Here is a 13,284-nt window from a genome sequence, read left to right as displayed (position 1 = left end):
CTCAGCTGGTAGAGCAACTGACTTGTAATCAGTAGGTCGCTGGTTCGATCCCGGCAAGGGGCTCAAAAACCACTCAGAAATGGGTGGTTTTTTTATTTTTGGGGTTTTCGGTAATTAATTCAAGCGATGAAATAATCGGAGACGCAATACATTCTGAGCTGCTCTAAAACCGTCTTCATTAAATACCCGGGACCGTTGGGCGATGTAATGAAATTCGTATCGAAACTGGCTTGAAATTTTATGACCAATTGCCAGATGAACTCGGGTTTGATTAACAAACAATTCATTGGCAGAATTTTTATCTAATGTTTGAAAGCCCTCGACCATAGACTGAAGAAAAATAGGTCTTTTGGAGCCCAGCCAGGTTATATCTTTTGTATTAACTCCAATTAATCCGCGAACGCGGACATTAAATGTATTTCCCATGTTCTCCTGAAGGTAGAAAAACCGTTCCTCAATTCGCAAGCGATAAAAGAATCCAATTATACCAAGATCAGGAGTTTTGAAGGTTACCCCTTGATGCAAACGGTATTCATTGAGGCTATTTTGATTTTTAAAGTAAGTTCCAAACCAAGCAACAGCTCCTGATAGGCTTAATTTGTCAGACAATTTGTAAGTAAGGGTAGGTCTTACGAGGAACTGATTCCAATCAGGATTAGAGATCAAACCCCTCGAACCCATATCACCTCCCAGAAAAAATTTTTCGCTGATAGGGGCTTTTAAGGCATAATTAAACCAAAATTGTGTATTGATTTTACGAGCCTCTGCTACTGAATAGGAAAGGCTCATAATGATTGATAAGAGGATGGCTAACTGGGTTGTTAAGCGATCTTTTCTTCTCATTCTGATTTCGGAAAATTATTCATTTACAAATTTTACGTTGGAAGTTACTTGTATTTATTAGGCTCTTGTGTGATAGAAGTTCCAATTTATCCGCAAATAATTCTTTAACAAGTATAGCCTCTAGAGATGTTCTTCTCCTGGGAAATACCGCTCAAGTGGGGTTATTCTTAAAAAAGTATTCAATAAAAAAGCCGATCCATAAAGATCGGCTTTAGAAACAATAGGCAAACAGGTTTATTTTTTGCTAAGCGTAAATTCTGGCAGGTACTTGATTTTTCCACCTTCCATTGCGGATTCATGGGCCAGTATCCCCACGCAGGTAATATTTGCTGATTGTCTCGCATTTGGATAGGGATCTTTACCTTCAGCAAGCGCTGTAAGGAATTCGTGTACCAAATGTGGGTGGGAGCCTCCGTGTCCGGAACCTTGAATAAAGGAGAGATGCTGATTTTCATCAGAATCATATACTCCCTGTGTAGTAAACTTCTGAATTCCTTCTGGAAGGAGGTGGGCATAATCAGGAATTTTGACCCGCTCTGGAACTTCACCCGTATGGATAACAGAATCTTCATGTTCGATGAGTGTCCATTCAAAAGATTTCTTAGAACCATACACATCGAAGCTTTCCCGATATTGTCTTGCTGTATTAAATAGTGAACGAGTTACTTCCGCTGCCAAATCAGAGTCTTTCAATTTGATATGGCAGGTCTCGATCGCAAAAGGAGACCCGTATTTCGGAATTAGATTTTCATCAATGCGTCCTGAACCTAAACATGAGACATATTCTGCTTCTCCTTTTGGTAAGGCTAAAACTGGTCCTACGCAGTGTGTAGCATAATGCATTGGAGGGAGGCCTTCCCAATAACCCGGCCAGCCAGCCATTTCTTGCTGATGGGAAGCCCGAAGGAATTGGATTTTACCCAACTCTCCTTTATCATAAAGCTCTTTTACAAAGAGAAATTCCCGGCTGTAAATCACAGTTTCCATCATCATGTAGGTAAGTCCCGTTTGCTCGGTTAGCTCAACGATTTGCCTACATTCATCAACCGTTGTGGCCATAGGAACCGTACAGGCTACATGTTTGCCAGCTTTAAGTGCCTTTATGGATTGTTCAGCATGATTTTGAATCGGAGTATTGATATGGACCGCATCGATGTTAGGATCCTTTAGCAACTCGTCATAATCGGTATAGACCTTTTCAATGCCAAAGGCTTTTCCAATGGCTTCTGCCTTTTCCTTATTTCGTTGGCACACGGCATACATATTTGCCAAAGGATGCTTCTGATAAATAGGGATAAATTCAGCACCAAATCCTAAACCGATGATTGCTATGTTAATAGGTTTCTTACTCATATTTATGAAATATTTTGGGTTTTAAAATTTTATAAGTCGTCAACTTGAGCTAAGTAAAATCCTTCTTTACTCCCCTCGAAATGACAAGATTTTTTTATCCTTTATTTATTCTCCAGCCCATTTTTTTAGAAACTGTAAGCCCTCTTGGGCAAAGCCATCCTGGCTAGGAACTAAAGGCTTCCAAATACAAACTGCACCTGCCAATTCCTTTACATTGGGTGTGAAACTTTCAATAGAAATGGTACCTCTATAATCAATATCTTCAAGGCCTTTTTTCCAAGCAGCCCAGTTAGTTTGCCCAGTACCAGGGGTACCTCGATAATTTTCAGATACCTGCACGTGGATTAATTTATCTCCAACTTTACGAATTGCTTCTTCAATGCTTGGTTCTTCGATGCTCACATGAAATCCATCCAATAGAGCTTTTGCCTGAGGTTCATTGATATCTTTAATCAATTGTATCAGTTCCTCCGCGGTATTAATCAAGTCTGTCTCAAATCGATTGAGGGTTTCTAATGCTATATCCAAACCAAATTCGCCAGCTCGATGGCAGACTTTTCGGAGATTTTGAACTGCTCGATCCCATTCTATTTTTCGTTGCTCGGGAGAAACTAAACGAGCTTTTCCGACAGCGGAATACATAGGACCTGCTACAAAACCAGCACCTAATTCAGTCGCGATTTCAAAGCAAGAATCTAAATACTCAAAGCAAGTTTGATGGTAGGAGGGATCCTCATGGGTAAAATCCCTGGTAGGACCAAAAGCACCACAAATGACAGGCTTAAGCCCATTGGTTTCCAACGCATCCTTCACCAATTTCAAATCAATAAGCGCAGGATCTTCAACAGGAATTTCTACTGCATCATAGCCAAATGACTTGATTTTTGGAAATAGTGAAACAGTTTCCTTATTGAAAGGCGAGGTCCAAAGCCAGGTACTGACTCCAAATGTTACATCCAAAGCCATACCTATTCAACCTTCATAATTCCATTCATCATTCTCCAGTGTCCCGGAACTGTACATACAAAAGGATATTCTCCTGGCTCGCTTGGAGCAACAAATACCAGGGATTCCCTTCCTTCAGGATCGACCAACCTAGTGGCGGCTATGACTTGCGGTATTTTAGGTACATAATTTTGCTCAGCTCCTTTCGGATCTCTGGCCAAGGCATCTGCAGCTTCTCCAATAATTTCCATCGAGCCTTTTTGACCGATAACTAGATTGTGCTGCATGAAATCAGGGTTTTCAAAGTCGATGGTTACCTGTGAACCAGCCTTTACCGTAAAGGTGGTCTTGTCATATTTCATCTCGTGTGGGATGACAGCTAGCTTGACAATCGAACTTCCATTGGCTGAAACGGTGGCAACGTTATCTGAATCTTCAGAGAGATCCGTTCCTGGCTTTTTCAAGGCCAAGGAAGATTTGTTGCTTATTCTTCCTGAGAACATCCAGCCTCCCATATATTTTCCAACTTGATTTCTAGAATCATTTTGGCCTACACGAACTCTTCTAGGAGAAAGTTCTGCCGTGAATAGACCTTTGGTTTTGGCCTTGCCAATTTCTTCACCGTTAATTTTCAAACTCATGCTTCCATCTTCCACCAAGGTGGCATCAATGATGAATTGCTCATCAGGAAGTGGTTTATTGGTACTGATGATTGTCAATTTTTCATCCTGTGCTACTGCAAAGTGAAGAGCATCCTCAAAGATGTACAAACTGTACCCATTCGTGTTGTTGCCAGAAGCTACCAAAATTCCATCCATTGGATTATTGCCTTTGGAAACGATCATCCGAATTGAAATCTCTTTTCCAGCTATGTCCGGAGGAAAGAGGATGGAGTTTCTTGAATCCAATGGATACTGCTCGGCCACCAAGCTTCTACTGATTCGATCTGCCAAAGACAACTCAGAGTCCCCTGAAGCCTGAATTGCAGTGGTGTTATCCCGCTTGGCAAATTCAGTTGGATGCGATATTACTGCCGCAAAAATTGCTTGCGGTAAATAAGCATCCTGTCCATTTTCTTCATTTTGGGCAACTTCTACTAGCATTTTTGCGGCATCCTCAGAAAAAGGCATGTCTGAAACAGCTAAGAATGCTTCTTTACGGGTAGTTAGGTCAGTATCTTGGATAACATTGGAAGCTAAAATTGCTTTTAATGAAGATGCTGTTCTTGGTAAAACCCGAAGGGCATTTTTACGAACTGCAGCTGATGGGTGGTTGAGAGCTCTTTCAACTACCCGGATTGCAATCTCATTATTTCCTTCTAATTCACCCAAACCCTGAAGCGTCCAAAGTGCATTAACGGCAGGTCCATTCAGCCCAATTTTGTCTACTTCCTGATTCTGAATGATGCTATACAAGTCTTCAACAACAGAATGATCCTGCTTTTCGACAATCAATCGCTGAGCGGTCATTCTCCAGAAAAGATTGTCACTTTGTAATGCTTCAATAAGAGTTGCACTATCCGCATCTTTTAAATCAAAGGTTTTTGAATCTTCGCCACCTTTATAGCTGATCCGGTAAATTCGACCGTGCTGACTATCCCGAAGTGGATTGATATATGCATTACCTGCACCATTTTCAAAACCTCTTGGGGTTGGATTGTGCTGAATGATAAAGTTATACCAATCTGCTACCCATAGAGCCCCATCCGGTCCAACTTCTGCATGTACGGGTGAAAACCACTCATCCGAACTGGCCAAAATATTGAACCCATTCTTTTCAGTAAATCCTGATCCATCGGGATTAATAATCGCATGATGCAAGACTCTGCCGGTTGGTTCAGATACGAAAGCAATCCGGTTCCAATAATTTTCAGGAAAGCTTCTGGCTGTGTAGAAGTTATGCCCCGCGGCTGCGGTATACCCTCCATGCCAATCAACTTGGCGAAGGAAAGGGGTAAGGTGAGGCATGTCGTAATGACTGTCAATTCCATGAACTGTATTCGCAGAACCTTGGAAAATGGGTCTTCTTACATAATTATTCGCCATGGAGAAATAAACGCTGTGTTGTCCATTGGCAGTAGAGATGAAAGTCTCGAAATCCTCTGTAAATCCTAATCCCCAGGTATTGTTGGAAGTGTTCCCTAAGTATTCCAGATTTTCTCCATTAGGTTCAAAACGGTACACCCCTTGTCCGAAGGAGTGCTCTTTTCCACTGACGGTTCCACGAAATCCGGAATACCCCAAAACACCCCATATTTTATTATCAAAGCCATATTTTAAATTGGAAGGTCCTGCATGGGTATCACTTTTTCCCCATCCTGTCATGACTACTTCTCGCACATCAGCAACATCATCTCCATCCGTATCTTTCAAAAAGACAAAATCAGGGGCCATGGAAATCAAAACTCCTCCATTAACTGCCATAATGGAAGTGGGGATATTTAAATTATCGGCAAAAACGGTGGCCTTATCTGCTTTTCCATCTCCGTCGGTATCTTCTAAGATTTTGATTTTATCATTTCCACCTTCAGTTCTTACCTCGTTAGGGTAATCAACCGTCTCGATGACATACAATCTTCCTCTTTCATCCCATGCCATTGCCATTGGGTTGATGATCATCGGTTCGCTGGCAAATAATTCCATTTCAAAACCAACAGGAAGTTGTACAAGCTTCATGCTTTCCTCAGGAGAAAGTGGCATTTGATAACGAGGAGCTGGATCTCTTCGCTCATAATTGGGGATTTCTGCATCCCGAAATTCAGGTGTAGGTATTTGGTAAGCCGCTAAAAGCTGATTCACTTGATCACCTACAGCCCATAAGATTCCGTTTGCAATGAGTTCTTGAAATTCAGATTGCTTCCAGGTTTCTTCATTGTGTCCATAAGCAGTGTAGAATACGCGTCCTTTTCCTTCTTCTAAAGTCCAAGCATAAGGTTCCCGATGATCTCCTTCCACACGCTCCATGAGTACATGCATATTAGGATTGAGTTGGGAATGAACGTATGTTTCATCCCAAGTTTCAAACTCCTCTATTCCCTGCATAATAGGATGGGAAGGATCTACGATTTCAGCTGTGAAATTTCCATCACCATGGGATTTAAATTGACCACCTACAGTTTCCACATACCAATCGGAGTTACGGAAGCACCAAGAGGCACTGTGAACAGGAATGAATGCCTTTCCGCTTTGAATGTAATCTTTCAGAGCTTTTTCCTGTGCAGAAGTTATTTCATCATGATTGGCATAAATCATTAAGCCATCATAATTGTACAAAACATCCTCATTCAGGTCGTTGGGGTCAGTTGTATAGGTTAAATTAATTCCTTTTTGAAATAAAGGAATCCCTAGATGGAGCATCAATTTTTCGGAATTGTGATGCTCACTTTCATGTCCAAGGACCAAAATCTCCACTCTTCGAGGTTCGGTCATGGATAAGAAAGACTCCTTTTTTTTGCCGCAAGACAAAGTCAATACCAGCAGCATTAATATGGAGAAATAAAGGGGTGATTTTAGGTTAAGTTGGGTCATCATTCTGATATACTTTTTGGGATAGCTATATTCAAAATAAATCGGGTACAATGCTCACTGTATCTATTTGAAATTTGACTGAATTTTATCATTTTGGTAAAGTTTTAAATACGAAAACAAAAGGATACAGTGAAAAATCCAGTTAAAAAGACACGTATTCCAGAGCATAAAGCCTTTGTGATACAAGAATTGATCGCTCCATTTTTTGATGTGAACTGGCATTTTCATTCCGAGTACCAATTATTTGTTGTTTTGAAGGGGAGAGGTACCCGTTTTATTGGGGATCATATGCAAGCTTTTCGGGAAGGGGATATGGTATTTACAGGACCTAATTTGCCCCATCTATGGAAAAATGATAAAGAGTATCACGATCCGAAAAATGGATTAATTACTCATGGAATCGTGATTTACCTTCCTGATAATTTTCTGAATGAATCGGTTTTTTCTTTGGAAGAGTTTGAAGGAATTTCTCAAATGTTAAAAAGATCGGAGAGAGGCATTGAGGTTACCGGCAGGACAAATGAAAAAATTACCTCAATGATGAAAGAAATGCTGGATTTGAAGGGGACGCAGCGGATCATTCAACTACTAAAAATACTTGATCTATTAGCTGATTCACCGGACTGCAAATTGATTACGAATGCAGGATATATCAATTCCAATAAAGAATCTGAAAAGGATAGAATGGGGCTGGTATATGAATATGTCATGCAAAATTTTCAGGGAAAAGTCAGTCTAGAAGAAGCAGCCAAGCTTTCTAATCTTTCTCAATCAGCCTTTAGCAGGTATTTTAAATCACGGGTGAATAAGACATTTTCAGAATTTTTGACCGAAGTTCGAATTTCGCATGCCTGCAAATTATTGCACGAGACGGATCTGAATATCAGTGAGGTAGCTTATGAATGTGGATTCTTTACCCTTTCTAATTTTAATCGGCTTTTTAAGGAACGAATGAATCAAACACCCCATGAATACCGAAAAGAATTTTTGAATGCTTTTGCCACGGTTTCTTAATCGAGATTGATTTTTTCAAAAACCTCATCTGAATAAGAAGAGCTAACAGGAACCGAGAATTTACCTATTCGCAACTGATGTTTTTCTGCAATTCTAATATGGTTTTTATTCGCCAGAAATGAGCGATGAGTACGGATAAAATGGGATGGGAGTAATTTTTCAGCCTCTTGAAGGGTCATCCGGCTTTGGTGACAAGCTTCCAAAGTCTGAAAATTCACATAATTCCCTTTGGATTCGCAAAAAAGCAAATCGGTAAAATCAACACGTACCTGTCCTTCGTTGGTTTTGATAAATATCCAAAGTTCCTCTTCAGCATTTGATGAAAACCAGTCTCGTGCTTTTTGACAGGCCTTCAAAAAGCGAGGAAAACTGAATGGTTTCAACAAGTAATCCATGGCATCCAAATCGAAGCCTTTGACGGCATAGTCCGAATAAGCTGTGGTAAAAATCACCTCAGTTCCTTTTGGAAGTAACTGCACCAAATCTATCCCTGAAATATCAGGCATGTTGATATCCAAAAATAGAAGGGGTATGGAATTCGCTTTCAAATATTCCAGACCTTCAATTGCATTGGTAAAAGTAGCCTGAAGTTCCAAAAAAGGGACTTTGGCTGCATGGGATTTGATTACTTCAAGGGCAAAGGACTCGTCATCTATAGCGATGGCTTGGATCATGGACTATTGAATTTGAACTGAAAAGTGAACAAAGAAATCGGTATCGTTGGAAATGATATTCAATTGATGCCGATTTGGATAGACCAAATTCAAACGCTTTTTGACATTATCCAAACCGATTCCTGAGGATTCTTCGGATTTTTCCTTAGATTTCGATTGATGAACACTATTTACCAAATCCAAATGAACCGAACCGGAAATGCATCGCAAATTCATTCTTATCCAGGATTTTTCTTTTGAGGAAATTCCATGCTTGAAAGCATTCTCCAAGAAAGGAATCAAAAGCATTGGAGCAATCATACCTTGGCAGGAGTCATCATTGATCTGAAAATCTACTTCTAAGTTTGATTGAGCTCCAAATCGGAGCATTTGCAAGTCGATATAATTTCTTAAGTAATCAATTTCCCGGGAAAGAGGAATTTTGGCTTGTTGATTTTCATGAAGCATGAAGCGCATCATATCACCTAGCTTCTGAATTCCATCCGAAGTCTTTTCCGCATTTTCCATCAGCGCACTGGCATAAAGGGTATTCAATGCATTAAAAAGAAAATGGGGGTTGATTTGAGATCGTAAGAAATCCAAGTTGGCATTTCCCTGATTTACCTCCGTAGTCAGGTTCAGAATTTGCCCCGCCATGACTTCATATTTCTTGAAGATCAAATTTGATAAAGGCATGATTATCAATAGGATAATTCCATTTATCAAAAATCCAATTAAAACCAACTCCTCCTTATTGTTCGATGCTCCAATAATCATAAAGGTCATAAAAACAGCAATCAGCAAAAGGGCCATGTACCAGTTTGCTTGCTTTGTTTTCCCTGCTTTTCGCTTTCCATACACCAAAAAGAAATTGTAGGTAACGATACCCAATAGGATAGGAAGAAAGATTAAAAATAAGATTAATACTGTTTCATCGATGATCGTTTTCTGCCCCAAAATCAGGAAGAAAATCATGACGATAAAGGTCAAAATCAGTCGGGTTAGGTTGTAGAAAAAATAATTTGGAAATCGGGGAGGAGTGAACATCCCTTTGAGAACTAAGCTTCCTATCTGATGACTGATGTAAAGAAAAATTACGCCTAGATAAAGCTGAAAAAGGTTTTCAAAACCGGAAGCTTTAAGAGAAATAGTCAGTATGGATGAAAAGAGAAAGCTTAATCCCAGGGTTAAGGATCCATATCCCAAAATTGGCCAGATTTTTTTCGTTTTAAGATAATTAGGAATCAGGCGCATGTGGAAGATGTAAAACGTTACATACAGGGCTGTGGGAATGAATATTTTGGCATAAGAAGGGGAACCGCTTGACAACCACCTGTAAGAATTGATGGAGGTGAGGTTAAAGAGTACAATGCTGACAAATAATAAAGTGGTAATCCACCATTCAATTTGCCGGAAATCAAAACTTTTCGTTTTCATCTTTTTAAATGAGAGTCAAAATGGAAATTAGGTGATAAATCAGTGCAATAAGAAGAAGAAAATAAAAGCCTTTATGCTGTTTGGGGATAGAAGGGTTTCGTTTCATCTGCCTATTTGATTTTTGACAACATTAAAGCAGTGCAACTTCATACCCAACTTCTAGGGATGAAAAGCGAGGATTTTGGGACAGAATGTGTAAGAAATGGCTGAGGGACGGATTTTCTTAAAATGGATTGGCTTGCAGATCAATATTCCAAAGCGAAGGAAGCAAGAAATAGACAAGTACTGTGACGATTAGAATCGACAAAATATTCAACCAAAAGCCGGCTTTGACCATGTCATTCATTTTTAAATAGCCTGAGCCAAAGACCACCGCATTGGGTGGTGTAGCAACCGGAAGCATAAAAGCACAGCTTGCGGCAAGGGTAGCGCCGACCATTAAACCGAAAGGGTGGAGGTCCAATTTTAAGGCTACAGATGCTAAAATCGGCAACAACATGGAAGCTGTAGCAACATTTGAAGTTACTTCAGTTAAGAAATTTACCGCTGCTACAATGATGAGTAGCAATAAGAAGAAAGAGATTCCTTCGATTAAGGTAAAACGCTGTCCAATCCATTCTGCTAAACCAGTTTCTTTAAACCCTTCGGCCAAAGCCAAGCCGCCTCCGAATAGGATTAAAATTCCCCAAGGAATGGATTCGGCCGTTTTCCAATCTAAGATTCTTTTAGTTTTAGTTGAATCGGGTAGGAGAAATAGAATTACAACACCACTTAAAACGATGATGGTGTCATCAATTCCGGGAATAAATTTTACCAGGAGGAAGCTTCTAGAAATCCAGGAAAAACAGACAAGAGCAAAGACCACTAGTACTGTTTTCTCTTCAAATTTCATCTTTCCCAACTTTTTCAATTGATCTTTTACAATTGATTTTCCTTCTTCAAGGCGATAATTTTTAGGAAGGGGATTGGCAAAGTTGACCAGATACCACCAACAGATACCGATTAGAAATACGGATAGAGGAAAGCCAAAGAGAAGCCATTCATTAAATCCGATAGAATATCCGTATAATTCCTTCACTACGGCCGCTAAAATAGTATTAGTAGGGGTTCCGATAAGGGTAGCGACTCCGCCTATGGATGCACTGTAGGCAATTCCCAACATGATATTTTTACTTAATCTATCTGATAAGCCTGCTTTTTGACCGGATAATTGCTCCTGGAACTGTTTGACCACAGCTAATCCAATAGGTAACATCATCAACGAAGTGGCAGAATTGGATATCCACATGGATAGAAACCCTGTGGCCAGAATAAATCCTAAAACAATCGTTCTTAAATCTGTTCCAATTAGGTTAATAATGGATAGAGCGATTCTTCGATGTAAATTCCATTTTTCTATACCAGTTGCCATCAAAAAACCACCCATATATAACATAACAGTAGGATGCATATAGTTTGCAGACACATTACTGATAGGAAGAATCTTTAAGGTGGGCATAATGATTAAAGGAAGAAAAGCTGTTGCAGCGATCGGTAAAGCTTCTGTAATCCACCAAATAGCCATCCAAGTTGCTAAGGCAAGCATAGAAAGTGCTTCTTGGTTTAAATCCGGATATTCCACAAAAAATAAAATCAGAACAAATGAAAGCGGACCAAGAAATAAACCAAAGCTAGGTAACGATATTTTCATGTGGGTGATAGGAGTAGTAACTAACTGGAATTTGAATTTATAAATAATTGGGGAATGGTAGGGTTAAAATCTTTTACTTAACATAATATAAATTATGTAACAAATAGAAATGAATCACGAAGAAAAGAATAAAGGAATGGATAAATTTAAAAATAGCCTGTGTCTTAAAAATCCTTCAAAGGGTTTATCTTATTTATAGAGTTAATGCAAGTTGGAATTCTTCCCTAATGTCAACTTGTAGTATCCGGAATTTCATAAAATAGATCAAATACAAGCTCCAGATCTAATTTTTGAAGTTTTGTAGTAGTATGATGAAAGAAATGACGTAGTGTATATCCTTGTACTTTTTGACTTAAATCGGGTAATTACACGAAGTTTTGAGATGAACCACTGATTTTAAACCAGCAATTTCTTTTTCAATAAAACCCAATGAAGTATTTCAGCTTACTATCCCTTGCATTTTATATTTCTTCAACCATCAACGTTCTAGCACAAAACACGCTCGTTACTATTGTTGAAAACGAAAGTGGAATGAAGTTGCAAGTCAATGGAAAAGATTTCATGATCAATGGTATGAATTGGGATTATTTTCCAATCGGGACGAATTTTGACTATAAACTTTGGGAACAAAGCGATGAATTTATCATTGAAGCACTTCATGATGAAATGTCCCTCCTACAAAATATGGGAGTAAATTCCGTCCGAATCTACACGGGAATTCCTGCAAAATGGATCACTTACATCTATGAAAATTATGGTATTTACACCATGCTCAACCATTCTTTTGGTCGATATGGGCTAACATTGGATGAGGAATGGGTTGCGATTACAGATTATTCTGATCCAAGAGTAAAAACCTTACTCCTTGATGAAGTGACTCAAATGGTTAAAGAATACCGTGATACGCCTGGCCTCCTACTCTATTTATTGGGAAATGAAAACAACTATGGATTATTTTGGGAAGGTGCTGAAACCGAGGATATTCCAGAAGAAAATAAAGAATCTATAATCAGGGCAACTGCCATGTACAAATTATTCAATGAGGCAACCCTAGCGATGAAAGATATAAATACCAGCATTCCCATAGCAATTTGCAATGGCGACCTACTATTTTTAGATATAATAAAAGAAGAGTGTAAAGACATAGACATTTTTGGAACAAATATGTATCGTGGAGCTTCTTTTGGCGATGCTTTCGAACGGGTAAAAAATGAGCTGAATAAACCGATTCTATTCACAGAGTTTGGATCCGATGCCTTCAATGCTGTTGAAAATACCGAAGATCAAAAATCGCAGGCTTTTTATATGGTGGAAAATTGGAAGGAAATCTATGAAAATGCCGCAGGTTTAGGGAAATCAGGAAATTCATTAGGCGGATTTACCTTTCAATTCAGTGATGGATGGTGGAAGACTGGTCAAACTGTAGACTTGGAAATCCATAACACTGATGCCTCCTGGGCAAATGGAGGGTACAGTTTTGATTATAAAAAGGGAGAAAATAATATGAATGAGGAGTGGTTTGGGATTACTGCAAAAGGAGAAACCTCTTCTACAGGCCATTACAAACTATATCCAAGGGCGGCATACTATGCATTGCAAGAAGTACATCAAATCAATCCCTTTTCACCAGGAATCTCTCTTGAAAAAATCGAAAACCACTTTGTTGTGATAGACTTAGACGATTCAGAAAGAAAAGCAAAATCAAATAATTTAGAAGCTCAAGCAAAACAGTAATTGAAGTCTATAGAGAAAAAGGAGATTGAAATTTTATCGCATCAATATTCCCAAGAAATTAACCCGATTTTATTCTTCGGTTGATAAT

Annotated in this window: 9 protein-coding genes; 2 read left to right on the top strand and 7 right to left on the bottom strand. The window is 39.2% G+C overall.

Annotated elements, in window-relative coordinates:
* Nucleotides 1–114: 114 nt before the first annotated feature.
* The 4 genes from HWE15_RS08060 to HWE15_RS08045 form a co-directional block, all read right to left on the bottom strand.
* Nucleotides 115–843 carry a DUF2490 domain-containing protein gene (locus HWE15_RS08060; RefSeq protein ID WP_290507009.1) on the bottom strand — a complete coding sequence of 243 codons (729 nt, stop codon included), beginning with the start codon at nt 841–843 and terminating at the stop codon, nt 115–117.
* Nucleotides 844–1,077: 234 nt separating this feature from the next.
* Complete coding sequence (locus tag HWE15_RS08055; RefSeq protein WP_290507008.1) at nt 1,078–2,196, bottom strand: Gfo/Idh/MocA family oxidoreductase; 1,119 nt, start codon at nt 2,194–2,196, stop codon at nt 1,078–1,080.
* A 105-nt stretch (nt 2,197–2,301) separates the two neighbouring features.
* On the bottom strand, nt 2,302–3,162 hold the full coding sequence (locus HWE15_RS08050; RefSeq protein WP_290507007.1) for a sugar phosphate isomerase/epimerase: 861 nt from the start codon (nt 3,160–3,162) through the stop codon (nt 2,302–2,304).
* 2 nt (nt 3,163–3,164) lie between these two features.
* Nucleotides 3,165–6,671 (bottom strand): PVC-type heme-binding CxxCH protein, encoded by a 3,507-nt coding sequence (locus tag HWE15_RS08045; protein WP_290507006.1) that lies wholly within the window; start codon nt 6,669–6,671, stop codon nt 3,165–3,167.
* A 126-nt stretch (nt 6,672–6,797) separates the two neighbouring features.
* Between HWE15_RS08045 and HWE15_RS08040 the strand changes: the two genes are divergently transcribed.
* Nucleotides 6,798–7,682, top strand: coding sequence for an AraC family transcriptional regulator (locus tag HWE15_RS08040; protein WP_290507005.1), 885 nt, complete (start codon nt 6,798–6,800; stop codon nt 7,680–7,682).
* Here HWE15_RS08040 and HWE15_RS08035 read toward each other — a convergent pair.
* The 3 genes from HWE15_RS08035 to HWE15_RS08025 all read right to left on the bottom strand — a co-directional run bounded on the left by HWE15_RS08035 (nt 7,679) and on the right by HWE15_RS08025 (nt 11,462).
* Entirely contained in the window at nt 7,679–8,356 is a 678-nt protein-coding gene (locus tag HWE15_RS08035) for a LytTR family DNA-binding domain-containing protein (protein ID WP_290507004.1), read from the bottom strand. The two genes, HWE15_RS08040 and HWE15_RS08035, sit on opposite strands and share 4 nt — an antisense overlap.
* Nucleotides 8,357–8,359: 3 nt before the next feature.
* Nucleotides 8,360–9,772: a sensor histidine kinase gene (locus tag HWE15_RS08030; RefSeq protein WP_290507003.1), complete on the bottom strand. Its 1,413-nt coding sequence runs from the start codon at nt 9,770–9,772 to the stop codon at nt 8,360–8,362.
* A 223-nt stretch (nt 9,773–9,995) separates the two neighbouring features.
* Nucleotides 9,996–11,462 (bottom strand): DASS family sodium-coupled anion symporter, encoded by a 1,467-nt coding sequence (locus HWE15_RS08025; protein ID WP_290507002.1) that lies wholly within the window; start codon nt 11,460–11,462, stop codon nt 9,996–9,998.
* A 429-nt stretch (nt 11,463–11,891) separates the two neighbouring features.
* On the opposite strand from HWE15_RS08025, the gene HWE15_RS08020 reads away from it, so the two are divergent.
* Entirely contained in the window at nt 11,892–13,196 is a 1,305-nt protein-coding gene (locus tag HWE15_RS08020; protein ID WP_290507001.1) for a glycoside hydrolase family 2 TIM barrel-domain containing protein, read from the top strand.
* Nucleotides 13,197–13,284: the final 88 nt, after the last annotated feature.

Origin of the sequence: Algoriphagus sp. (assembly GCF_013373065.1) — a bacterium.
In the GTDB taxonomy this organism is placed as follows: Bacteria; Bacteroidota; Bacteroidia; order Cytophagales; family Cyclobacteriaceae; genus Algoriphagus.
The sequence above is the reverse complement of the archived record's forward strand: the minus strand, read 5'-3'. Positions and strand labels throughout refer to the sequence as shown.